Annotated in this window: 20 protein-coding genes and 2 pseudogenes; 7 read left to right on the top strand and 15 right to left on the bottom strand. The window is 51.9% G+C overall.

Annotated features, from left to right (window positions below; genetic code table 11):
• Positions 1–16: 16 nt before the first annotated feature.
• On the top strand, positions 17–1,300 hold the full coding sequence (locus ACN0YN_RS11530; protein WP_417385163.1) for a DUF1501 domain-containing protein: 1,284 nt from the start codon (positions 17–19) through the stop codon (positions 1,298–1,300).
• Between the two features lie 30 nt (positions 1,301–1,330).
• Here ACN0YN_RS11530 and ACN0YN_RS11525 read toward each other — a convergent pair whose 3' ends face one another.
• The 4 genes from ACN0YN_RS11525 to ACN0YN_RS11510 all read right to left on the bottom strand — a co-directional run bounded on the left by ACN0YN_RS11525 (position 1,331) and on the right by ACN0YN_RS11510 (position 4,391).
• On the bottom strand, positions 1,331–1,738 hold the full coding sequence (locus ACN0YN_RS11525; protein WP_417385162.1) for a hypothetical protein: 408 nt from the start codon (positions 1,736–1,738) through the stop codon (positions 1,331–1,333).
• A gap of 138 nt (positions 1,739–1,876) precedes the next feature.
• Positions 1,877–2,716, bottom strand: a complete 840-nt coding sequence (locus ACN0YN_RS11520; RefSeq protein ID WP_417385161.1) for a DUF1559 domain-containing protein — start codon at positions 2,714–2,716, stop codon at positions 1,877–1,879.
• A 257-nt stretch (positions 2,717–2,973) separates the two neighbouring features.
• The gene (locus tag ACN0YN_RS11515) at positions 2,974–3,393 is read right to left on the bottom strand and encodes a DUF6795 domain-containing protein (RefSeq protein ID WP_417385160.1); all 420 of its coding nucleotides are present in this window, start codon (positions 3,391–3,393) and stop codon (positions 2,974–2,976) included.
• 14 nt (positions 3,394–3,407) lie between these two features.
• Complete coding sequence (locus ACN0YN_RS11510) at positions 3,408–4,391, bottom strand: DUF1559 domain-containing protein (protein ID WP_417385159.1); 984 nt, start codon at positions 4,389–4,391, stop codon at positions 3,408–3,410.
• Positions 4,392–4,893: 502 nt separating this feature from the next.
• On the opposite strand from ACN0YN_RS11510, the gene ACN0YN_RS11505 reads away from it, so the two are divergent.
• The 6 genes from ACN0YN_RS11505 (at position 4,894) to ACN0YN_RS11480 (ending at position 12,829) form a co-directional block, all read left to right on the top strand.
• A complete protein-coding gene (locus ACN0YN_RS11505) occupies positions 4,894–6,948 on the top strand; it encodes a hypothetical protein (RefSeq protein ID WP_417385158.1) in 2,055 nt (684 codons plus the stop codon).
• Between the two features lie 38 nt (positions 6,949–6,986).
• Entirely contained in the window at positions 6,987–7,895 is a 909-nt protein-coding gene (locus ACN0YN_RS11500; RefSeq protein ID WP_417385157.1) for a hypothetical protein, read from the top strand.
• Positions 7,896–7,994: 99 nt separating this feature from the next.
• Entirely contained in the window at positions 7,995–8,294 is a 300-nt protein-coding gene (locus ACN0YN_RS11495; RefSeq protein WP_417385156.1) for a (2Fe-2S)-binding protein, read from the top strand.
• A 34-nt stretch (positions 8,295–8,328) separates the two neighbouring features.
• A complete protein-coding gene (locus tag ACN0YN_RS11490) occupies positions 8,329–9,081 on the top strand; it encodes an ABC transporter ATP-binding protein (protein ID WP_417385155.1) in 753 nt (250 codons plus the stop codon).
• On the top strand, positions 9,081–11,465 hold the full coding sequence (locus ACN0YN_RS11485) for an ABC transporter permease (RefSeq protein ID WP_417385154.1): 2,385 nt from the start codon (positions 9,081–9,083) through the stop codon (positions 11,463–11,465). The genes ACN0YN_RS11490 and ACN0YN_RS11485 overlap by 1 nt, the downstream gene beginning before the upstream one ends.
• Positions 11,466–11,467: 2 nt before the next feature.
• On the top strand, positions 11,468–12,829 hold the full coding sequence (locus ACN0YN_RS11480) for an efflux RND transporter periplasmic adaptor subunit (protein WP_417385153.1): 1,362 nt from the start codon (positions 11,468–11,470) through the stop codon (positions 12,827–12,829).
• Between the two features lie 21 nt (positions 12,830–12,850).
• Here ACN0YN_RS11480 and ACN0YN_RS11475 read toward each other — a convergent pair whose 3' ends face one another.
• The 11 genes and pseudogenes from ACN0YN_RS11475 to ACN0YN_RS11425 form a co-directional block, all read right to left on the bottom strand.
• A complete protein-coding gene (locus ACN0YN_RS11475; protein WP_417385152.1) occupies positions 12,851–13,432 on the bottom strand; it encodes an Hsp20/alpha crystallin family protein in 582 nt (193 codons plus the stop codon).
• A 260-nt stretch (positions 13,433–13,692) separates the two neighbouring features.
• Positions 13,693–13,926, bottom strand: a complete 234-nt coding sequence (locus ACN0YN_RS11470) for a hypothetical protein (RefSeq protein ID WP_417385151.1) — start codon at positions 13,924–13,926, stop codon at positions 13,693–13,695.
• A complete protein-coding gene (locus ACN0YN_RS11465) occupies positions 13,923–15,029 on the bottom strand; it encodes an FAD:protein FMN transferase (protein WP_417385150.1) in 1,107 nt (368 codons plus the stop codon). Before ACN0YN_RS11465 ends, ACN0YN_RS11470 begins: the two co-directional genes overlap by 4 nt.
• On the bottom strand, positions 14,989–16,212 hold the full coding sequence (gene nqrF, locus ACN0YN_RS11460) for an NADH:ubiquinone reductase (Na(+)-transporting) subunit F (protein ID WP_417385149.1): 1,224 nt from the start codon (positions 16,210–16,212) through the stop codon (positions 14,989–14,991). The genes ACN0YN_RS11465 and nqrF overlap by 41 nt, the downstream gene beginning before the upstream one ends.
• 45 nt (positions 16,213–16,257) lie before the next feature.
• Complete coding sequence (gene nqrE / locus ACN0YN_RS11455) at positions 16,258–16,866, bottom strand: NADH:ubiquinone reductase (Na(+)-transporting) subunit E (protein ID WP_417385409.1); 609 nt, start codon at positions 16,864–16,866, stop codon at positions 16,258–16,260.
• Positions 16,867–16,870: 4 nt separating this feature from the next.
• The gene (locus ACN0YN_RS11450; protein ID WP_417385148.1) at positions 16,871–17,494 is read right to left on the bottom strand and encodes an NADH:ubiquinone reductase (Na(+)-transporting) subunit D; all 624 of its coding nucleotides are present in this window, start codon (positions 17,492–17,494) and stop codon (positions 16,871–16,873) included.
• A 1-nt stretch (position 17,495) separates the two neighbouring features.
• Positions 17,496–18,299 carry a Na(+)-translocating NADH-quinone reductase subunit C gene (locus ACN0YN_RS11445; protein WP_417385147.1) on the bottom strand — a complete coding sequence of 268 codons (804 nt, stop codon included), beginning with the start codon at positions 18,297–18,299 and terminating at the stop codon, positions 17,496–17,498.
• Positions 18,289–19,533 carry an NADH:ubiquinone reductase (Na(+)-transporting) subunit B gene (locus ACN0YN_RS11440; protein ID WP_417385146.1) on the bottom strand — a complete coding sequence of 415 codons (1,245 nt, stop codon included), beginning with the start codon at positions 19,531–19,533 and terminating at the stop codon, positions 18,289–18,291. The genes ACN0YN_RS11445 and ACN0YN_RS11440 overlap by 11 nt, the downstream gene beginning before the upstream one ends.
• Before the next feature lie 218 nt (positions 19,534–19,751).
• Positions 19,752–21,098 carry a Na(+)-translocating NADH-quinone reductase subunit A gene (locus tag ACN0YN_RS11435; protein WP_417385145.1) on the bottom strand — a complete coding sequence of 449 codons (1,347 nt, stop codon included), beginning with the start codon at positions 21,096–21,098 and terminating at the stop codon, positions 19,752–19,754.
• Between the two features lie 451 nt (positions 21,099–21,549).
• Positions 21,550–22,113, bottom strand: a pseudogene (locus ACN0YN_RS11430) (3-keto-disaccharide hydrolase); the annotation flags it as partial.
• Positions 22,114–22,206: 93 nt separating this feature from the next.
• Positions 22,207–23,205 (bottom strand): annotated as a pseudogene (locus ACN0YN_RS11425) (Gfo/Idh/MocA family protein); the annotation flags it as partial.
• Positions 23,206–23,429: the final 224 nt, after the last annotated feature.

Below are 23,429 nucleotides of genomic sequence, written 5' to 3'. Positions count from 1 at the left end.
ACACGGGAACAATGAAATGCAGACAGATGCGCTCTTACACCTGAATCTGAATCGACGCGGCAGATTGTCGCGCAGAAACTTCCTGCAGTCAGCTGCGCTGGGAATCGGCGGCTCTGCGCTGCTCTCCCAGTTTCGCCTGCATGCAGAGGACCTCAAAAAAGAGGGACGCTCCTGCATCCTGCTCTGGCTGGCCGGCGCTCCAAGTCAGATGGAAACCTGGGATCCTAAACCAGGTATACCCAATGGCGGTGAAACGAAAAAAATTCAGACGCAGGCTCCCGGAGTCGAAATCGCACATTACTGGCCTAAAATCGCTGCGGCGATGAACGAGATCGCTGTCATCCGCGCCATGACCGGCAAAGAAGCCGCCCACGAGCGAGGCACCTACCATCTGCATACCGGACATCGCATGCTGGGCATCGAAAAGTTCCCGCACTTTGGTTCGGTCGTGGCCCGCGAGCTGGGCGACCCGCAATCCGATATTCCAAACTTTGTCAGCATCGGTCAAACCCTGAGCTCCGGCTTTCTGGGCGTTCAGGTCGCGCCGTTCATCATCGATCGGCCAGGCCAGTTGCCCGACAACGTGGTCAACAGCACTTCTGATTTACGTCAACGGAGAAGGCTTGCTCTGCTCAGTCAGCAGGAACATGAATTCGCGCAGGCGGGTGCAGCCGAGCTGGTGAAAGAACAGAGCGAACTCTATCAGAAAGCCAACCTGATGATGACTTCGCCTCGACTGAAAGCGTTTCAGTTCGATGATGAACCTGCTGCGATGCAGGAAGCATATGGAAAATCTCAGACCGGACAGGGACTGCTGGTGGCTCGTCGGCTGGTGGAAGCAGGAGTCCCGTTTGTGGAAGTCCGCTGCAACGGCTGGGATATGCACAGCAGCGTTTTCAGCAGCATGGCACGCCGCGCCCCCGAAGTGGACCAGGGATTGTCTCAACTCCTGCTGGACCTGAAACAACGGGGGCTGCTGGAAAAAACGCTGGTGCTCTGCATGGGGGAATTCGGTCGAACTCCCAAGATCAATGCCCGTCCCCCGGCACCAGGCCGCGATCACTGGGTCAGAAACTTCAACCTGCTGATGGCGGGTGCCGGCATCAAAGGCGGACAGGTCATCGGCAAAACGGATGAAAACGGGCAGGAAATCATCGAAGACCCGGTTCAGGTCGACGATCTGTTTCAATCCATGTGCAAAGCCATGCACATGGATGCGGATATGGAACTGCACACCCCCGTCGGCCGCCCGGTCAGGCTGGTTGACGGAGGTGCCGTCATCAAAGGACTCTTCGGTTAGGCGGCTGACAGTTCAACCGTTTCCCTTCTGTCAGGACTTGATATCAATTGACAGCTGATTGGCTTCATCCTTAACCGTCACAGTATAGTCACTCGAGGTTTCAGTCATGTACTTGGCAGGCATCCCTTTCGTACTGATAAAAAAAACCTGATAGTCTCCGGGAGCAACTGGATCTGTAATTGTAAATTTCCCTTCCTTGTCAAGTTCGCCTTGCACAAGCGTTCCGAAGCTTAATGAGTACAATCCAACCTGTCCCGTTGTAACCGGGCTGCCGTTCAGAGTCACAGTTCCCGACACGGTTGCAGTATCGGCTGGTTTTTCTGGTGTCTCTAAACTGGCTTCACAACCGGCCAGCAGCGCTCCCAGGGATAAAGTCAACAACAGGCAAAGGCTGGAATGACAGCACAGGTATCGTCTTGTTTTCAGGAAGTTTCTCACAGCAGCAGGTCCTTATTAACTGAGAAGCAAGCAGGAATCAAACAACCCAGAAGCGCAGCGCCGCCTGCAATGAACTTGAGGCGGCTGCTCTCTGCCCACCGATGCCGTCTGAATAAAAGGCGTTTTACAGAAGTCCGATTATGGGAAATTGACAGTATTTCCATCAGCTTTATCGCTTAGATGTTGGTATACCGTGAAATTCATGTTCTCTGAGAGAAAATGTACGGAACCATCGGCAAACACAAAATGAGCGCCCCCCACATGATCACTGCCGAAGTTGGCCGAGTTATCATCGAAGTTTGTCGCAGGTGTGAGATCGGCGACATTCTGATTGATGTGCGCTTTTTGCGTGTTTCGGGTCGCATGATACCCCCAGCGGTACTGGTACCCTGTTAGCGTATTGTTTTCAACGGTTCTCTTTTCTCCTGCGGCAAAGGTATTGGTTGTACCATCTGTAATATCTCGTAAACGGGTATTCGAGTTTTGATTGAACATCCCCTTCCAATTTGCATGGTCTTTTGAATTTGAGTGTCCAGTCCCTGAACTGACAGCATAATCACCAAAAGCTGTATTGCTGTTATTCAGACTGCTACGTGGCTTACTGGGGCAAAAATATGCGATTACAGGAGTGACGTTCGCAGGCTTGTTAGCAACATCAAGGTGATCCAAACTGAAATTAAACTTGTTGTATAGCGCTGACTGTTCCATAAAAGGTAGAATAAAAGCAAAAGTGCCGATTTGATTTTCATCTACACTACCAGGCGGAAAAATGGAATGCGTCTCAGCGTAATTATGAAATGCCAGGCCCAGTTGTTTCAGATTGTTTTTACAGGTGCTTCTTCGCGCCGCTTCACGCGCCTGTTGAACAGCCGGCAGCAGCAAGGCGATCAGAATCGCAATGATGGCGATCACCACAAGCAGTTCAATCAGAGTGAACCCTCTCTGAACAGCGGTCGGTTTCTTTTGAGTCTCGAGCATGATTTTCTCCTCAAAATTAATATAAAAATAGGAACTCCTTCACATTCTACTTGCAGACGTTCAGAGCGAATTACGTAAACCCGTATTTTTCATCTGGTTTTACAGCAGGAGAAATGTCGCAGAGACAGAAGCTGTAACTAAGAAAGCTTTATTTAAATATCGCCGCCAATTCGGCCAGTTGAAATTGCGTACCTTCTACGCAAAGAGAGAAGAGTGCCCTGAAAAAGGGCTCAAAAAGCGGCCCGATCTCGAAACGATTATCTGGACTTCAAATCAAACTGAAAATTGTTGGAACCAGCCAGGGTGACATCAGCGGTTTCACCCGAACTGGAGCGGGTGTATTTCTCGGGCAGCAGACCCGTGGAATCGGCGTCCATCACAGCAAAGCGCACTTTATGCTTTCCCGAGACGGCGCCAGCGGCATCCTGATTGTACATCAGTTTGAACTTGCCTTCCGCATCGGTCGTTCCCCGGGAAGAAGCCTGATCTGCTGCTTCCGGTTGAAAGATCACCGAAATATTCTCAAGCGGTTTACCATCCAATGTCACTGTTCCGGTGACGTCCGTTAATTCGGGCAGTGGCTCCCCACCACCCGAACAACCGGAAATCAAAACCATACAAAAAAGAGAACAGACTGTCATTGAAACGTTGTTTAACAGAGCGCGTTTTGTCTTCATGTTCTTCATTTGACTTACCATTCCCCAATAACATTTCCATCGGCAATACTGACGAGATTGAGTAACGTTGGTTCGTTTGTGTTTTCACTCACAAATCGCACGCCACCATCGCCCAGCAGTACATGACAGCCCCCTTCATGCTTACTTCCAGGTGACCAGGCGAACGGCAGGGAAGTGGTTGAGTTATAAGGCTTATTGATGCCGTAGTTCATATTCAACCAGAACGTATTCGTCCAGGTTCCCCAGTAAGGTCCGTAGTTCGTACTGTATTTCTCCATCGACGTTTCAGACATGAAGATGGTATTGGTTGTCCCATCGGTGATATCTCTCATCCTGGCGGAACCGTTTGTTCCAAAAGAAGATCGCTGGTTACGGGCGTTATTTGCATGTCCCCAGAACAACTCCCGGTTCTTGCTGTTATCTTCCCAGGCGCGGGCAATGACACCATAGCTGGTTCGATAATAGTCGACAGTGTAATAATGAGAGGAGGTACTGGAATTGGTCCCCAGTGAATCTGCAGGATCAGAAGGACAGGCAAAAATACTGAGATGCTGTCTTTTCAGCGCTGCCATATTCGAAGCGGCCGCGGTCGCACTCGGAGGTGTTACATCGGCATGCGCTGACAAGCCCATCGGCTGAGAAAAGTTCAACTGGTTATACAGGTTTGTCTGATCCAGATAGGGCAGAATCAGCAGGTGCGCGGTGATGTTTTTGACATTGCCGGACATGGTATCCGGGCTCACCAGCAGGTTTCCATGCTGACATCCGGGATTGACTGTCGCTGGCGGGAAAATGGAATGCGTATCATGATAGTTATGCATCGCCAGACCAATTTGTTTCATGTTGTTTTTACAGGTACTGCGGCGCGCCGCTTCCCGCGCCTGTTGCACAGCCGGCAGTAACAGGGCAATCAGAATCGCAATGATGGCAATCACCACCAGTAACTCAATCAGCGTGAAGCCGCGAGATCGGTCAGATTTAGATTGAAATATGAGCACGTTATTTCTCCTGGATAATATGAATTCAGAAAAAAGGATACATACAAACAAGTATATCCTGCTCGACATTCGTCCCTTTTCAGGTATTGCGTAAAACCGATCAGGATTTGCAGCCCGTAGTGGAAAATAAATTGTTCAGCCAGCTCCAAAACGAAATTGATATATTCCAAAGGCTTTCGCTGAGAATTCTGGAAACGCTGTATGCGACACTCTGGAATTCTGAAACAATGTATATGAGAACTTTCAAACAGATATTTGTTTACTGAATCCAGAAACAGTGCCTCAAAAGTATCAATTTCCTTACCGAAGGCGCTTATCAATCAGTAAAAACAGGGCCCATTCGAAACTTGAGTTAATCTGAAACTAGGCTCAAAAAGACTTGGCAGCACTGCTTCTCACAACGTATGATAAACAAGAGTGCTGCGCTATAGCGGGAGCCTGACTCCGGCTTTACTCCTGACTGTAACTGACTTTAAAGAAACTACACCTGACAGGCGGATTCATGTCGAGCATTGCTGTTCCCTGCCCTCACTGCAAAAAAAAACTCAAGCTCCGGGATAAGAGTCTGCTCGGAAAAAAAGCCAAATGCCCCAACTGTAAACATGCTTTTGTCTTGAAACTTCCCGCGATGACACCGGCTGCAGGTGAACATTCTGCTCCGGCTGAACCTTCACCGAAATCGCCTGCTTCCGACCCGCAAATGAAACAGGCACCTCCCGCTGCACCGACAACGCCTCCACAGGAAGAAAAGATTCAGATCGAACTGGCAGAACCGACAACGCCTGTCGTCGGTACCTCAGCCAAGTGGGTTCCCGATGAACCCGTGACACCAGTCCCGGCTGCACCAGAACCAGCAGCTTCTGGTTTTCCACACATCGATACCTCGGCACCGCCGGTGGTGGATACGACGCCTGTCCCCAACATCAATACGGGAACTTCTGATTCTGCATTCCCCAATATCGCGGTTGAGTCGACAGAAAACGCAGGCGTCGCGCGGATGCGTGAACTCCGTCGCAAGAATGCAAAACGCAGAAACGTGACGATTGCCAGCATCGCGGTCGTCATCCTCCTGATTGGAATCGGTGCCTACTTTGCCTGGGATCGAGTCGAAGAAACAATCGCATCCAAACCAGTCAAACCGGCGCCAGCTGCTGCGACAAACCCGGCCGTAGCCTTGTCTCAACCAGCAACGCCCGCCCCCAAGGTGGCTGACAGCCCGACAAACGGAACGCCGATTCGACTGTTATACGTTCCCGCCGGCACACGCATCCTGATTCATCTGCATCCTGCAGAACTCTGGGCGCCTGGTTCGCAAGGGGAAGAATTCCGTGCCTGCCTGGGACCTGTCGGTATCTGGGCCGAGCAGAAAATCAAGGATATCTGTCTGACAGGACCAGCGCAGATTGAAGAGCTGACGTTCTGCCTGATCCTGGGTTCTCCGGGTGCACCTCCCGAGTATGCCGCCGTCATCAAAACCACCGAACCTTTCAAACGCTCTGAACTGATTGCCCAGTTCGACGGTCAGCGACTGGACGATTACAGCTTTCCGGTCTATGCGGGGGACAAGTACTCTTCCATGATTGTCGATGATCACACTTATGTGATCGGACCACCAGGAAATTTCCACGCCACAGAGATGGCAGAAGCACGCGAAATTGACAGCAGTACTTCTCCTGGTATGGAATCAATCCTGAAACAGACTGACCGGGATCGGCACCTGACAATTGTCTTCGACCCCGATGAGGTACGTCGACAGCAGGACGTACTGCTTCCGGAAAAATCGCGTCCCTTCCTCAACGAGTTCCTGGACTGGCTCGGTGAAGATGTTGAAACCGTTGCCTGGAGCATGCATCTGGGGGCGGATGATTTTTATTCGGAATGGACCTTCCGGAATTCGACCATGGTTCGCCCCGGAAAACTCGCGATGAACCTGAAAAAACAACTCGACGAACTTCCCGAAGAAATGCTGGAAGGCGTGCAGAAAATGAATCCGGGAACCGTAGGCAGCCGCAAAGTCATCGGCCGGTTCCCTGCCATGCTCAAAGCCTTCAGCATGGCCAATCGGGAACAGTCGGGCGAACGTTATGCCCAGCTGGTCAGCAAGCTGCCGGAACGGGCTGCCCCGAACCTGGCTCTGGCCAGCCTGTTGACCTGGGATGAATCCACACGCACCGACTTCTCCGTCAAAGTCAAACCCAAACCAACGGGACCGCAACTGCCGGATAAAGTGGTGGACCGGCTGAAGATGAAAATCGAAGTGGACTTCAAACGGATGCCGCTGGAAGAAGTCCTGGCTTATATCGCCGATGAAACCAAAACAAAGATTATCCTGGATGGCGGGGGTTTAAAACTGGTTGGCTACACCCAGAACATGCGACAGACGATGAACCTGGGCACGGTCTCCGCTTTAGATACCATTCAGGCTATCTTCAATGTCAAAGACCAGGAACAGATGTGCCTGATCATTGATGAAAATGCGAAAACCGCAACCGTAACCAGTAAACCGTTCGCGCAGCAAAACAATCTGAAAATGTATGAGTTTCCGCCTGCAAATTAATCAGGCGCTGACTGAAATCCCGTCACAGGTGATTGCCGATGGATATCGCCACCTTTCAATGTCCACACTGTCAGGCCGTGCTCCGCATGCGCAACAGACAGCTTGAAGGCAGTACCTTCCCCTGCCCTGACTGCCAGCAGCAACTGCGCATCACATCCACTTCGGGAGGCGAACCAGCGGTCTCCGTCATTGAACCGGAACCGGTACCCCGGGGACCTTCGGCACTCGCAGTCAAAACACAAACCGGCCTGAAGCAGCTGCGACGCGCCTCTGCGTATCTGCTGGCGAGCCCCGTTCTGATGGCCTGGACTGTCGCGGGGACCGGTGCACTACTCCTGCTGCTGCTGATCATCTTCGACGATCACCCGACTACTGAAATCGCCCTCAATCAGGAGCAAGCATCAGAAAGCGTTCCTGCCGACACAGAAACAGAAACCGCAGAGTCTCCCGCTGAAGAGCCAGCTGGAGCCGAAGCCGTTCCCGAATTACCGGTCGAGAAAAATCAGAATCAGCCGCAACCTGCAGCTCCCGTGAAGCCAGCGCCAGTCGAGCCAGTGAATGTTCCCGCCGAACAACAGGTCGCCGTCGCTGCCAAACCGGAGAATCTGCCTCCGGTAGTCGCGCCCAAACCGCAACTCCCTGCTCCGCCCGCAGTTCCTCAGACGGATGTAACGCTCGCTTTACAGATCCCCATCCTGGAATTTCGGCAGACCGATGAAGTTCCCCTAAAGACGATGATCATCCAGTTTGAAGAAATGCTTGATACCGAATTCACGCTGGCGGACAATGTCAAAAACGACCCGCGTCTGCTGGAAACTCCCATCGCACTTTCCAGAAAAAACACAACACTCTCACATTTATTAGAACAGATATTAAGCGAAGTAGCCCTGACATTTACCGTGAAATCAAATAAGATTTACATTGAGAGGGCAGCAGCCTCTGAATAATCGAACCACCTGGCGCTGATGAAGTTTTCTCATTTGAAGAAACGTGTCACCGCCTTACTCTGAACCGGTTTACCGGCTCATACGAAATTAGTATCTATCGTGAAACTCGACGACAAAGTCTGTTACTGTTTCCATATCAGTAAACGAAAAATTATCAATCATCTGCGGATTCATCGTCCGCGGCGTGCCAGTCAGTTAAGCGACTGTGGAGGCGCCGGGACCGGTTGTGGCTGGTGTGTTCCTTATCTGAAACGCTACTTCGCCGAATATGAGAAATCAGGCCTTTCCGAAACAGGTGAGTTGCCTGCGAGTGAAACGGAAGCCATCACAGCAGAAGAATACGCGCGGCAACGAGACCAGTATATTGAAAGCGGAAAAGGGAAACCCCCTGCCAGATAATCGCATTTAACCTCTACTGCTTCGAGATCACAACATGGCGGCTTCTGAGACCGATGCACTCCCTTCCCTGCAGAATCAAGAGCGTTCTATCCTGCTCTCCCTGAAATCCATCTCCAAAACCTACGTCACAGGCGACGTCTCTGTCCCCGTATTACACAATATCGATCTCGATATTTACTCCCGCGAGTTCCTCGTCATTGTAGGACCCTCCGGTTCGGGCAAAAGTACGCTGTTAAATATCGTGGGAGGCATCGATGTCTGCACAACCGGGGATGTCTATTTTCATCAGCAGAACATTTCTGAATTCAGCGAGCAGCAGCTGACCCGTTACCGCCGCGAAAATATCGGCTTTGTCTTTCAGTTCTATAATCTCGTCCCCACACTCACAGCGCGCGAAAATGTCATCGTCGCAGCCGACATCAGCGCCGATCCCATGTCGCCTGACGAAGCGCTGGAACTGGTGGGGCTGTCCGATCGGGCCGACCATTTCCCGGCACAGCTTTCAGGCGGAGAACAGCAGCGGGTGGCGATCGCCCGCGCGCTGGTGAAAAAACCGGAGTTGCTGCTGTGCGACGAACCCACGGGTGCACTCGATCTCTCCACGGGTCGCAAGATTCTGGAAGTGCTCGGCAATCTAAATCGGGAGCTGGGCAAAACCGTCGTGATTATTACGCACAATTCCGCCATCGGAAAAATGGCACAACGTGTGATTCGCATTGGTTCCGGTACGATTGCTGAAACCATTATCAATCCAGAACCCATTCCGGCAAATCAGGTCACCTGGTAATGAAAGTTCTGCATCGAAAACTAATGCGGGAGTTGTTCGCTGCCAAAGGTGTGCTGGTCGCGATCATCAGTATCATTGCCGTCGGCATCGGCTGTTTTATCGCCATGTCGTCGACCTACGACAATCTCGAATATTCCCGCCAGAGTTATTACCGGCTCTGTCAGATGGCTGACTTCTCCGTCGAACTGAAAAAAGTTCCGGTAGGCGATCTGCCGACACTCACCGATGTGCCCGGCGTCACCAGTATTCTGCCGCGCATCGTGTTCGAAGTCACCGCGTCTCTGGACGGCGTTGAAAAACCCCTGTCCGGACAGGCGGTCTCTCTGCCGGCACACGAAAACGCACCCATCAACCGCATCGTCATCAAGCAAGGCAGCTACTTCACCGATCAACGGCAGGAAGAAGTCATCGTCAACGATGCCTTTGCCCGCGCCCACAATCTGCGGCCGGGTGATCATATCCAGCTGATTCTGAATAATCGGCTGCAGGACCTGCTGATTGTCGGCACCGCCATCAGCTCGGAATTCGTCTACCTGCTCGGACCGGGAGGACTGGTCCCGGAACCGGATACCTACGGTGTTTTTTATCTGAAACATGATTACGCAGAAGATGTCTTTGGTTTCGAAGGAGCCGCGAATCAGATCCTGGGACATCTGGATCCTGAATTTCAAAGCCCGGACCGCGTCCGTCAGATTCTGGATCAGCTGGAACTGAATCTCGACGACTACGGCGTTTTCTCTACCACGCCACTGGCACAACAGTCATCCCACTGGTTTCTCAAAAGTGAAATCGACGGACTCAAAGTCAGTGCCACGATCCTGCCCACCATTTTCCTGATCGTCGCTGCCCTGGCGCTGAACCTGCTCATGTCGCGGATGGCAGAACAGCAGCGGACCGTCGTGGGAACGCTGAAAGCCCTCGGCTATTCCAACCAGGAAATCTTTCTGCACTTCATCCAGTTTGGACTGCTGATTGGAATCGCGGGCGGCCTGCTGGGAATCCTGATCGGCTATTCGCTGGCCGGTGCCATGACGGCCCAATATCGCAACTTCTTTGAATTCCCTTCGCTGATCAATCAGATGTATCCCCGGGTCATTCTGCTGGGCATGCTGATCAGTATCTTCTTTGCCGTGCTGGGAACATTTCGCGGCGTCCGTTCGGTCGTGCGACTGTCACCAGCCGAAGCGATGCGGCCCAAACCGCCCCTCCGCGCCCGACGGATTTTCCTCGAAAAGATCCACGCCTTCTGGAACGCGATCGACTTTCGCTGGCAACTCGTGCTCCGCGACATCTTCCGTAATCGCACGCGAACCCTGGGAGGTCTGCTATCTGCAACCGTGGGAGCGATGCTGCTGCTGGTGACCTTTTCAATGTACGACTCTGCCTTCGCGCTGCTCAATTTTCAATATGACAAACTGCTGCTCAGCGACATCGACATCAGCTTTAAAGACGATCACGATTACGCGGCCCTGTTCGAATCAGAGCAACTGGCCGGCGTCGATTATGCCGAGCCCCTGTTCCACATCGGCTGCACGCTCAAAAACGGGATCCACGAAAAGAAGACCGGTATCACCGGCATCACGCGGACCGCACAGCTGACGATCCCCCGGGATACAGCAGGCAACCGCGTTGAAGTTCCAGAAACAGGAATTCTGGTCACCCGCAAACTGGCAGACATTCTCCAGATTCAGGCGGGGGACTCTCTTGAAATGATTCCCGTCACCGGCGATCGCATTGCCAGGCAGGTACCCGTCATGAAAATTATCGACAGCTATCTGGGGCTTTCCGTGTATGCCGACTTCGAATACCTGAATCGACTGATGGGAGAATCGCAGACGCTGACCAGCGTGCAACTGAAAACGAATCCCCGCCCGTCCGTCACCCGGCAGATTTATCGGCAGGTCAAACAGATTCCCGCCATCCAGTCGGTCACGTCCATTCGCGATCAGAAAGACAAGCTGCAGGAAGTGCTCGTGGACCAGATGATTGTGATGATCGTCGTTGTCATCGTCTTTTCATGTCTGATCTTCTTCGGCAGCATTCTGAATGCCTCACTCATTTCGCTTTCTGAGCGACAGCAGGAAATCGCCACGCTGCGCGTTCTCGGTTATACTCCCGCGGAGGTCGGCTCTATTTTTCTGCGGGAAAGTTTCAGTGTGAACCTGCCCGGCATTCTGCTGGGTCTGCCCGCCGGTTACTGGGCCTCCAAAGGCATTAATATCGCGTATGATACCGAACTGTTTCGAATGCCTTTCACCATCGACGCCATGAGCTGGGTTTATACGGTTCTATTGGGAATAATTTTTACGCTGATCTCACACTGGCCGGTGCAGAAAGCCATCCGTAATATGGACTGGCTCACCGCGCTCAATGTAAAGGAATAATCATGTCCCGCAAATCAATCATCATCACAGTGGTCCTGCTCGTCGGACTGGGAGCGTTCTATCTCCTCTCCGATGCGCCGCTCCCGGTGGATGTAACGGTTGCTGAAAAGGGCGAAGTCAAAGCCTTCATCGAAGAACGGGCCAAGACCAGCCTGCCTCGCATCTACCGCATCGCGATGCCTTTAAACGGCCGCGTGTTACCCATCACGGTCGAAGAGGATGAGAAGGTTACCGAAGGCCAGATCGTGGCCTCCATGGACACGTCCGATCTGGATGCGGAAGTGGCCAAAGCCCGATATCGCGTGGAGCAGTTCGCGCGGAAAATCATCGAGCAGTCCGATACGAGGCTGGAAGACAACTCGCTGGTTCAGTTCGATGAATTTCTGAAGTCGATGGACCTGACTGTCGAAGCCGCCAGTAAACAACAGGATGCCAGCAAAGCCAAATGGCAGTACGCCCGTGATGAATTCGACCGTAAATATCAGCTTTTCAAGAAGAGCGCCCTGTCAGAGAGTGAGCTTAACGAAGCTGACCTGTTTAAAAAACAGAGTGAAATCGACTACCAGAAAGACATCTTAACCTGGCGTTCTCTGCAGGCGATTCAGAGTGCCATGCAGATTGGCAAGATCTCGATTCTGAAATACAAAGAGAAAAAAGAACTCTCGACAGCGGTTCTGCAGGAGGAGCAGAAGGAGGCGCAGTCCCAGCTCGATCAACTGCTGCACGATCAGAAACGGGCGACGATGCGCAGCCCGGTGGACGGAACGGTCCTGACCAGAAACTATTCCAACGAACGGACACTGGCCGCCGGCGATGTGCTCCTGGAAATCGGGCGCCTGCAGGATCTGGAAGTTGAGGCGGATGTCCTCTCGCAATATGTCGGGAATATCCAGATTGGCTCGCTCGTCGACATCGAAGGCCCCGCGATTGGTACGCAGTCCGTGCGCGGTAAAGTCAAACGAATTTATCCCAAAGGCTTCACCAAAATTTCGTCTCTGGGTGTCGAACAGCAACGCGTGAAAGTGATTATCAGCTTTGACCAGAATTTATGGAAGCAGTTGAAAGCACAGCAGCGAAGCCTGGGCACCGATTACCGGGTTCGGGTCAAGATCTATACCGAGATCAAACAGGATGTCGTCAAAGTCTCACGGTCGGCACTGTTTCGCAATGCCTCCGGAAAGTGGCAGGCCTATGTGGTGCGCAACAACAAAGCGTTACTGACGGATGTGGAAACCGGCGTGATGAATGATTTCGACGCCGAAATTGTAAAAGGCATCCGGGCAGGAGACCGCTTGATTATCGCCCCCAGCATGAACCTGCAGCCGGGACAGTCCGTCGAGCCGCAGGTCATCAGGGAACTATAAGAGAAAGTGACTGGAATCCGTTTAAAAACCGGTACCGGTGGCGCTGCTGATGGGAATCTGTCGCGGTTTTTCCGTCGATGACTTTTCCAGCACGACACTCAGAATCCCATTCTGAACCGAAGCCGTCACTTTATCCGGATCGACCGCAACCGGCATCGGAACCGAACGACGGAACTGACCGGAAGGTCGTTCGCTGACGCGGGCTGTCTGACCGGCTGTAGTCGTCGTTCCCGTACGGCGACTGCCGGCAATCGTCAGCATGTTGCCTGCCAGTGTGATGTTGATTTCTTCAGCGGTCACACCCGGCAGATCGAAGGAAACTTCCACCTTGTCTTCCAGTTCCAGCACATCCACGCGCGGCATCCAGACGGCTTCATTTCCGAACAGCCCCAGCTTATCCAGCGCCCGTTCTCCCTGCTCGACGGCCACGCCCAGCAGCTTGTCGAATTCGGAACGAAGCCGCTCGATGGAATTAGGAATTCCCGCAGATTCTGATTTCCGACTCTGTTCGCTCCGTGATTCCGTCTGCTCCTGTGTCTGTTCACAGGCGGCTTCTTCGGTAGAAACGTGCACGGGTTCAGGTTGTTGATCGTCCATTGACATTGCAATCTCCTCTCGAGAACAAAATGTCTCGCTCATTAAAACTGTATTGATCTTCCTGGAACAGGTCGGCTTTCACCTGAAGGGAGTTCGAACCGCTGCCTGTATTGTCTCACATCTGATTCGCTCTTCCAGTGGAAATCTTGAGATTTTCCTGGTGAATCAGGCAGACCGCGCAGCAAACACGTCAAAGTGTCGTGATCAAGAGAGACAGCAGTCTCGACAGACAGCGTTAAGCAAGCGGGAAAACAACTGAGAAACAGTTACTTGTTTTCATCGACGGGACAGGAACCGGCGGCGGACATCTGGTCTGCCTGCTTCTTTTTTTTGTCGGAAAGGGAACAGCCTCCACACTCCGAACAGCCTTCCACACCGTCAAGATTGGCGATGCCGCCACAGGAGCCTTTGATACAGCGGTTACTGAAAATCACGCCGACCGCCATTCCCAGAAACGCCAGGGCAAAAATTCCGAGAGCAAACAGGACTGTAGACATCATTTTTCGTTTACCTCTCCAAATAAGTGTTGCCACTGGGGGGAATATCGCTCTCTGAAGCCGGTCTCGGCCTTCACGATGAAATAAGCGGCGATATTCCGCTCCTTGCACCAATTATACCCCTCTTCGACCCCTAATACCATCAGGCAAGTTGCGATGGCATCACAGTTCATGCAATTTTCTCCGACGACTGTTACTGACGCCAGAGTATGTTTGACCGGACGCCCGGTGCGGGGATCGATTGTATGAGAATAACTGACGCCATCCACTTCAAAAAAATTACGGTAGTTGCCGGAAGTTGCCATCGACAGATTGTCCAGCGGAAAGACATGCTGCACGCCCCGTTTCTCGCTGACAGGTTTTTCAATTCCGACTTTCCAGGGTTGCCCCTGCTGATTGGTCCCCCGCGCCCGCATTTCGCCGCCGATTTCGACCAGATAGTTCTGAATCGACAGGGATTCCAGATAGACGCCTACCTCATCGACGGCATAACCTTTCGCGATCGCCGACAGATCGAGGTACACATCCGGAATCGTCTTCTTCAAGGCAGGCGGATCGTGCTGCACCTGAATATGATGATAGCCCACACTCTTGCGCGCCGCTTCGATCTGACTCTCGTCCGGGATCGTTCGCTTCCCCGGATCGGGACCGAAGTGCCATAAATTGACCAGCGGCCCGACAGTCATGTCAAAGGCACCGTCACTCTCTTCGCTGAGTTTCAGACCGGCGTCTACGACTTTCACCAGGGGAGCAGAGACCGGAATCCACTCATCGGGTCCCGCCTGATTGAACTGCGAGAGCTCCGACGTTTTGATATATGTCGACATCTGCTGATTAATCGTTTTCAGCAGTTGATCGACGTCCTGCTGGATCTTTGTTTTATCCAGTGTATCAACGGCATCGGAGCAGACCGTAATGTGATACGAGGTCCCCATGGTGGGTCCCTCGATCTGTAGTTTCTGCAGTGTGCCGGGAGCAGCCCCGTTCTCTTCAGATTGACAGGCCACGCCGAGACCACTTAGCAGCAGTAACAGCGTGAGATGCCAGATCGAAACAGATTTTGTCTTAACCGAAGTCATCGTATCTGATGTTCTCAGGTTCGACACCCAGATCATCCAGCATGTTTCGCACGGCGGAAAGCATCATTGGCGGACCACAGATGTAGTATTCGCAGTCTTCCGGTGCAGGATGTTTGCTCAGATATTCGTTGAGCAGCACCTGGTGAATGAAACCTTGCAGTCCGGTCCAGTTATCTTCCGGCATTGGATCGGAAAGTGCGATGTGCATTTTGAAGTTCGAAAAATCGTTTTCGATCGCACGGAACTCATCTTCGTAGAACATTTCCCGCATACTGCGGGCACCGTACCAGTAAGATACCTTACGGTTGGTTTTACGTTCTTTGAACAGTTCATAGATATGAGATCGCAGTGGAGCCATACCGGCACCACCACCGATGTAGATCATTTCTGCATCGGTATCTGCGATGAAGAATTCCCCGTAAGGACCGGAAATCGTGACTTCATCACCGGGCTTCAGGTTGAAGATGTAAGAAGACATTTTACCAGGCGGGGTACCTTCGGGTGAGCGTGGTGGCGGGGAAGCGACACGCACGTTCAACATGATAATCCCTTTTTCGCCGGGGTAGTTCGCCATGGAATAGGCACGGATTGTTTCTTCATCGACTTTGGATTCGAAACGCCAGAGATTGAATTTATCCCAGTCCTCTTTGTATTCATCGGGAATATCAAATTCGCTGTATTTCAGATGGTGAGGCGGAGCTTCGATCTGGATGAAACCACCGGCTTTGAAGGCGACGTCTTCGCCTTCAGGCAGTTCGAGTACCAGCTCTTTAATGAAGGTCGCAACGTTGTCGTTGGATCGTACTTTACAGACCCATTTTTTGGTTTCGAAAACTTCCGGCGGAACTTCGATTTCCATGTCAGTCTTGACCGGCACCTGACAGGAGAGGCGGCAGCCTTCACGGACTTCACGGTTATTGAAGTGAGAACGTTCGGTCGGCAGAATGTCTCCGCCCCCCTGCAGCACTTTCACTTCACACTGGGCACAGGTTCCACCGCCGCCACAGGCCGAAGAAACGAAGATCTGATTTTCAGCCAGTGCGTTTAAGAGCTTTCCGCCCGCGGGGACTTCGATCTTTTTCTGCTCATTGACCGTGATCGTGATATTCCCGGAGGCAACCAGCTTCGATTTTGCAATCAGAATAATGGCGACCAGGGCAAGCACGATGCCCGTGAACATAACAACGCCAAAGAGAATTTCTATAACCATGATTTAACGTCGACCGCTATAAAGTGTCAGTAATCTAGTGAAGTTTTACAGTTGGATACCGGAGAAAGCCATGAAGGCCATCGCCATCAGACCTACGGTAATAAACGTAATACCCAGTCCGCGTAATCCCGGTGGTACGTCACTGTATTTCAGTTTTTCGCGAACGCCTGCGAGAGCCACAATGGCCAGTGCCCAACCGACACCGGAACCCAAACCGAATACGCAGCTTTCCACAAAGTTATAGTCACGTTCGACCATAAACAGGGTTCCCCCCAGGATCGCACAGTTCACCGTGATCAGCGGGAGGAAGATCCCCAGTGAGTTGTAAAGTGATGGAAAGTAACGATCCAGGGTCATTTCCAGGATCTGCACCATCGCCGCAATCACGCCGATATAGCAGATCAGACCGACGAAAGTCAGATCCACATTCGGATAACCGGCCCAGGCCAGGGCGCCCTTTTTCAGCAGATGCTGATAGATGATATTATTCACGGGCACGGTAATGAACTGGATGACCACAACGGCGATCCCCAGACCCATGGCGGTTTTCACATTTTTGGAAACAGCCAGGAAGGTACACATCCCGAGAAAGAAGGCCAAAGCCAGGTTCTCGATGAAGAGACATTTAATAAACAGGCTCAGATAATGTTCCAACATGTTATGCCTCCTCAATCTGATCGGTCTTCAGTGTTCTGAGAATCCAGATCGTAATACCGATAATAAAAAACGCGCTGGGGGGCAGTAACATCAGACCATTGGCATCATACCAGCCACCGTCACGACTCAGTTTCAAAATTTGAATTCCAAACAGACTGCCGGAACCGAACAGTTCGCGGAAGAAGGCGACCAGCATCAGGACTGCCGAGTATCCCAGTCCGTTACCAATTCCGTCCAGGAAGCTGATGCCGGGCTCATTTTTCATGGCGAAGCCTTCAGCTCGCCCCATCACGATACAGTTGGTGATGATCAGACCGACGAACACGGAAAGCTGCTTGCTGATTCCGAATGCGAAGGCTTTCAGGAACTGGTCTACCAGAATCACCAGCGAGGCGATCACCGTCATCTGAACGATGATGCGGATGCTGCTGGGGATCTGCAGTCGAATCGAAGCAACCGCTGCGTTGGAGCAGGCGGTAACCAGCGTCACTGCGATACTCATCACCAGGGCTGTTTCCATTTTGGTGGTCACCGCCAAGGCAGAACAGATTCCCAGAATCTGCAGAGCAATCGGATTGTTATTCAAAATTGGTCCGGTCAGGACCTCTTTCTGTTTTGAATTCATGTTATTTTTCCTCCTTTTCTCGAACTTGTTCGAGATAAGGCTTAAACCCTAAATCACCCAGCCAGAAATCCAGCAGGTGTGTGACGCCGCGGGAAGTAATCGTCGCTCCGGACAGGCCATCCACTTCATGAATGGCATTCGGAGACTCTGGATTCACCGAGCCTTTAATCACTTCAATGTCAGGCTGGAACTCTTTGTTATAGACTTCTTTACCAACCCATTGTGCTTTCCACTTGGGATTATCCACTTCACCACCCAGTCCCGGTGTTTCCCCCTGTTCATAGAAGGTCAGACCGGCAACGGTGGTCAGGTCGGTCTCGAGAGCAATAAAGCCCCACATGGTGGACCACAGCCCTTTACCCCGGACAGGCAGCACGTATTGAGTCAGTTTGCCGTTTTCATCGTGGATCAGGTAAACCCAGGAATAGTTTTCGCGGCGTTTGATCCCGGCGAGGTCCTTGCTGGACTCGATCGCCATACTCATCTTGGGATTGTCGATCGCTGCTTTCTGATCGTATTCTTCCGGATGAGGGAACAGTTCTTTGTCGTCGGTGACGACTTTCCCGGTATTCAGATCGACGATAATTCCGTCTACATGATCTTCGTAGATCTGTCTGACATTCCCGGTCCCCTCACCTGGCTTCAACAGCCCGGCGACGGAGAGAATGTTCTTTTTACGTTCGATCTCTTTATTCAGTTCCTGTTTGCTGCGCAGTCCGACCGCAGCTCCGGAAACCAGAATCGAGCAGACCACACACAACGTGGCCGAGACGATAAATGTGAAACCTATTGAATCACGCGACATTTCGCGCCAACCTTCTTTTAATGTTTGCTTGAACAACGTAGAAGTCAATCAGAGGTGCAAAGACATTCCCGAACAGAATGGCCAGCATGATTCCCTCTGGATACGCCGGATTGACAACCCGAATCAGGATCGTCATACCACCAATCAAAATTCCATAGAACCAGCGACCGGTATCGGTCATGGCTGCGGATACCGGGTCGGTTGCCATGAAGACCAGACCAAAGGCCAGTCCCCCGACGACCAGATGCCACTGAGGAGGCATCGCGAACATGGCATTCGTATTGCTGCCAATCAGGTACAGCAACAGTGAGAGCCCCATGGAACCAGCGAGCACACCTGCCATCACCCGCCAGGATCCGATGCCGGCCAGAATCAGGAAGATCGCCCCCAACAGACAGGCAAAAGTAGATGTTTCACCCATGGAACCCTGAATCTGTCCCATGAAGGCCTGCATCCAGGAGATTCCCAGACCGCCATCGGCGACAGGATTGGTAATTGCTTTCATGCCGACTTCGGGAGTGGCAACTGCCAGCTGACCGAGTGAAGTCGCACCACTGAAACCATCCACGGCTGTCCAGACCGTGTCACCCACGATCTGACCGGGATAGGCAAAGTATAAAAACGCACGTGCGGTTAACGCGGGGTTCAGGAAGTTCTTACCGGTTCCCCCGAAGATTTCTTTACCGATGACGACGCCGAAACTGATCCCCAGCGCCACCTGCCAGAGGGGAATCGTAGGAGGCAGTGTCAGCGGGAACAGCATCCCGGTTACCAGGAAGCCTTCGTTGATTTCATGCCGACGAATGACGCAGAACAGACCTTCCCAGGCACCACCAACGGCCATACAGACGATGTAGACGGGCAGGAAGTAGAGGGCACCGTGAACCAGGTTGGAGACCAGGCTGCCGGCATCGGGAGTCACACCGATCGCGGTCATGATGGATCCACGCCAGCCAGGAACGGTATCAATGCCCATGGCGCTCATTGCCGTATTCGCCTGATAGCCTGTGTTGTACAGAGCCATAAAGACACACGGCAGCAGAGCCACGATCACCATACTCATCATGCGTTTCAAATCGATGGAATCACGCACATGAGATGCTTCGTGGGTCACTTCACCCGGAGTATATAGAAACGTATCTTGCGCTTCATAGAGTGGGTAAAGCTTCTCGAACTTACCCCCTTTGTCGAAGAGGGGGTGTACTTTATCAAGAAGATTTCGTAACGGCTTCATTTCGTGGTTTATCTTTCTTGTTTGATGCCCCCGAAATACAGTCTGCCAGGACACCACCGGCATTGACCATGTTATCGATTGTCAATGGAAGCCGACCGGCTTCGCACCTGACTACGGGGGTTTACGTCTTTCAATATTTTTATCGTTCAGGCAAACAGTCACTCACCTGAAGGCCAGCTTATCCAATCCTGGCGGACCCTTTCCGGGGAGATCTGGACTTAGCCCTCAACTTCAATGGTCGTCAAACTCTTACGCAGCAAAGACCCGTAGTTGTATTTGCCCGGGCAGACAAACGTGCATAACGAAAGGTCTTCTTCATCAAGCTCCAGGCAACCCAGTTGTTTTGCCTGTTCGGTATCTTCTGTAATCAAAGCACGCAGGAGGAATGTTGGCAGGATATCCAGAGGCATTACTTTTTCATAAGTCCCAATGGGAATCATGGCTCGCTTACTGCCTTCGGTTGAAGTGGTGAACGCAACCTTTTTGCCCTGCCCGACCCAGGACGACGCGAACACGGGAACGACAGAATACTTGTTGAATCCAGGTCCCATCCAGCCCAGGAAGTCCCGGTGATTCCCTTCTTTGAGCGCGGTTACCTGCAGAGCATATCGCCCCAGGTAAGCAAACGGGCCTTCTGCTGTACGTCCGGAAAGCGCGGAACCGGAAATCAGGCGATCCATATCCCCTTCCAGGTTGCCTTCCACCAGATCGGTTATGTTCGCACCGACCACAGTTCGGACCAGCTTTGGTTCTTTCACGACGGGACCTGCAATCGAGATCACTCGTTCGGAAGAGAGTTTACCGGTAGCAAACAGTTTGCCAATCGCAATGACATCCTGGTAGTTAATGTACCAGACCGTTTTCTTTTCGCTGACGGGATCCAGAAAGTGGATGTGTGTCCCCACCAGACCGGCAGGATGCGGGCCGCTGAATTCTTCAACGGTGACAAAATCCTGTTCCACACCGGGCAGATTCGTTCCGGGAGCTTTGCAGAGAAACAGCTTGCCTTCGGTCAGAGACTTTAAAACCTGCAGACCCTGTGTGAATGCCCGGGGCTCTTCGCTCAATACCACTTCGGGAGCGGGTGCCAGGGGGTTGGTATCGATGGCAGTCACGAAAATGGAATGCGGTGTCGTTTCCGGAGAAGGAACACGACTGTAAGGCCGGGTTCGCAGGCTGGTCCATAAACCGGACTTCAGCAGATTGTCCTGAACCTGTTCGCGTGTCAGGCTGGTGAGATCACCTTCGCCGTAAGAAGTGAAAGTTTCTTCTTCGTCACCTGCCACTTCAATGACCAGTGACTGAAAGGAGCGTTTCGCGCCACGATTGATTTCGGTGACTTTTCCGGCGACCGGTGCGGTATAGAGCACACCCTCGGTCTTTTTATCGCTGAAAACCACCTGGCCTTTTTTGACGGTGTCGCCCACTTCAACAAGCAGCGTGGGTTTCATTCCAATATAATCAGGGCCAATCAAAGCAACCGATCGAACTGCCGGCCCGTTTTCGATCAAAGCAGAAGGCACGCCTGCGATTGGCAGATCCAGCCCTTTTTTAATAGTAATCATTGAATTATGAACCTGAATATCACGAGTTTTTCTCGTTTGACTCGCCTGATGTGGTTTAATAAACCATCTGAACGCTGCTCAAAACACGACAGACATTCTGAAGTTCTCTGTATCTCAATATCTTTATAGGCGCAACACGTCCGGTTGACCCATAATTCGCGGCTATTTTACACAGATCCCCCCCTTTTTGTAGTGAAAGCAAGGCACAAAATAGATCATTTTCGATTCTGCATCAGAAAATTTCGATTCGTAGTTTAAACTCACGTCTTTTCCCTGATTCCCATTAGTGAGAACCGGTAAGAGGATCGCTCAATCCCCCCTCACCGGTGCCCACAGGGAACTCAGATCACTCTCAGGAGCTGTGTGATCTGCATAAAAAAAACACCTGAAAGCAAATGCACTTTCAGGTGGCGGGTAACTGTGTTGATTTATTACTTATCTTAACTTCGGCTTACAGCGCGAGTAACTTTACATTCTTATACCAGACTTTGTGCCCGTGGTCCTGAAATCCCAGATATCCTTTGCGGGGGAAGTCTTTGACGGCTGCTTTGAATTTGTGGTCTGAACCATCGAGGCGTTTCCCCGGTTCGGTCCATTCGTCTGCATTCAGCTTCGCGACAACTTTTCCATTGACGGCAACAGAGACATGAGGCCCTTTGCAGGTGATTTCAATATTCGTCCATTCGCCTGGCTTGCTGGCACGATTCACTTCAGGAGCGACCAGATCGTAGATCGCACCGAAGTCGTGCATGCCGGTCCCTTCCCCTGTAAGTACCTGTGCCTCAAAACCGGACTGCACCGGATTCTTGAGATCACCCACGCGGAAGAAAATTCCCGAGTTACATTCTTCCGGCATCTTCACATCACACTTGAATTTGAAGTCAGCAAAAGGTTTGTCATACACGATCAGGTAACCACCGGACTTGTAAGGCACCAGGGCACCATCTTCAATCGGAGCCGCAATCGTTTTCCCGTTACTGCATTTCCAGCCTGAATAGTCTTTGCCGTTGAACAAGAGTTTCCAGCCTGCTTCTTTTTCAGCAGCGCTCAGAGTGTTGTCAGGAGTGGTGCTGCCTGCATCAGCCAGGTCCAGCTTCTCCAGTTTGGCATGCGCTTCTTTTTCTGCTTTTTCATAGACGCTGGCCAGAGTCACTTCGGCTCCGCCCTGACGCTTACTTTCATCGGCGGCTTCCATGAAGCTGTAAATCTCGAGTGTTTCTTCGGGACTGACAGGTGCTTTGCCGGAACGGAAGAATTTGGCGATCTCTACCAGTAGAGGCTTATATCCATCGTATCCGCCCACGGCGACTTCACCATTTTTTCCGACAGCAGTACCGCCATATCCTTTGGGAGTCCCTTTGCGAACGCCGGCGAAATGGCCTTCCCGTCCGCCAGCCCACTTGCCGGCCACTTCATCACGGTCGGCGTTACTGACGGTCCGTTTGACTGACTGACAGCCAGGTCCCATGACGGTAAACAGGGTTTCGACGCCATGAATTCCATACCAGAACAGATCGGGGTGTGTCGCTTCCAGAGAACAGGGACTGTGTGTGCTGCATTTGGTGATCTTGCCTTCTTCTCCGTTTCGCAGACGCTGTGCGCCTTTGGCAAATCGCAGCGACGAGGAAGAGAACATCGGAGTATCATACTTCTCAGAGAGTTCATACAAGGCGATAGCATCTGCCAGCGAACCAGCGACCGGCTTATCAATAAATACAGGCTTGCCTGCCTGAAATACCGGAATCGCCTGTTCAAGGTGAGGACGACCATCGTTGGTTTCCAGAAAAACGACATCCACTTTCTTCAACAGCTCATCGATGGAGGGCACAATTTCCACGCCCATCTCTTTGACCTGTTCAATGTATCCGGGAACCCGGGATGTACTGGACTCGATATCTGGACTTCCTTTGGGGTAAGCAGCGACGACGCGAATCCCCGCCAGATCTCCCTCGGGAGTTCCCGTATTCAGCATTTTTGTGAACGCGATCGCATGCGAAGTATCCAGGCCAATAATCCCGGCCTTCAATTCTTTCTTCGCTTCCGCAGCGGACAATGATCCTGAACAGACGACTGCCAGCAAGAGTAATGAAAATAACGATCGGCTCATCAGCCGCATGATAGATCCTGAGTTCATAATGTTCCTCAATCAAGTGTGACAGGTAAGCGGTCAGGGAAACTGGCAGGCAAAACAGACGCACTATATATTGTGTAAAATCTGCTTTCTATTTCCTTATGAATGTTTATAAATTCGATTATTGCAGACTCAAGCCTGCAAATGCAATCAAACAAACCGACTGAGCGGGAAAAAACCCCGTTTCTCCACTGGAAGCT

Source organism: Gimesia sp., from assembly GCF_048260065.1.
Taxonomy (GTDB): domain Bacteria; phylum Planctomycetota; class Planctomycetia; order Planctomycetales; family Planctomycetaceae; genus Gimesia.
This window is presented reverse-complemented; position numbering and strand designations above follow the sequence as displayed.

Bases quoted from the DNA above. Each gene is read 5' to 3' on its own strand.
- ACN0YN_RS11480 (WP_417385153.1), top strand. From the start codon at position 11,468: ATGTCCCGCAAATCAATCATCATCACAGTGGTCCTGCTCGTCGGACTG.
- ACN0YN_RS11440 (WP_417385146.1), bottom strand. From the start codon at position 19,533: ATGAAGCCGTTACGAAATCTTCTTGATAAAGTACACCCCCTCTTCGAC.
- ACN0YN_RS11490 (WP_417385155.1), top strand. From the start codon at position 8,329: ATGGCGGCTTCTGAGACCGATGCACTCCCTTCCCTGCAGAATCAAGAG.
- ACN0YN_RS11445 (WP_417385147.1), bottom strand. From the start codon at position 18,299: ATGTCGCGTGATTCAATAGGTTTCACATTTATCGTCTCGGCCACGTTG.
- ACN0YN_RS11470 (WP_417385151.1), bottom strand. From the start codon at position 13,926: ATGATGTCTACAGTCCTGTTTGCTCTCGGAATTTTTGCCCTGGCGTTT.
- ACN0YN_RS11500 (WP_417385157.1), top strand. From the start codon at position 6,987: ATGGATATCGCCACCTTTCAATGTCCACACTGTCAGGCCGTGCTCCGC.
- ACN0YN_RS11520 (WP_417385161.1), bottom strand. From the start codon at position 2,716: ATGCTCGAGACTCAAAAGAAACCGACCGCTGTTCAGAGAGGGTTCACT.
- ACN0YN_RS11485 (WP_417385154.1), top strand. From the start codon at position 9,081: ATGAAAGTTCTGCATCGAAAACTAATGCGGGAGTTGTTCGCTGCCAAA.
- ACN0YN_RS11505 (WP_417385158.1), top strand. From the start codon at position 4,894: ATGTCGAGCATTGCTGTTCCCTGCCCTCACTGCAAAAAAAAACTCAAG.
- ACN0YN_RS11475 (WP_417385152.1), bottom strand. From the start codon at position 13,432: ATGTCAATGGACGATCAACAACCTGAACCCGTGCACGTTTCTACCGAA.
- ACN0YN_RS11450 (WP_417385148.1), bottom strand. From the start codon at position 17,494: ATGAATTCAAAACAGAAAGAGGTCCTGACCGGACCAATTTTGAATAAC.
- ACN0YN_RS11530 (WP_417385163.1), top strand. From the start codon at position 17: ATGCAGACAGATGCGCTCTTACACCTGAATCTGAATCGACGCGGCAGA.
- ACN0YN_RS11435 (WP_417385145.1), bottom strand. From the start codon at position 21,098: ATGATTACTATTAAAAAAGGGCTGGATCTGCCAATCGCAGGCGTGCCT.
- nqrF (WP_417385149.1), bottom strand. From the start codon at position 16,212: ATGGTTATAGAAATTCTCTTTGGCGTTGTTATGTTCACGGGCATCGTG.
- ACN0YN_RS11515 (WP_417385160.1), bottom strand. From the start codon at position 3,393: ATGAAGACAAAACGCGCTCTGTTAAACAACGTTTCAATGACAGTCTGT.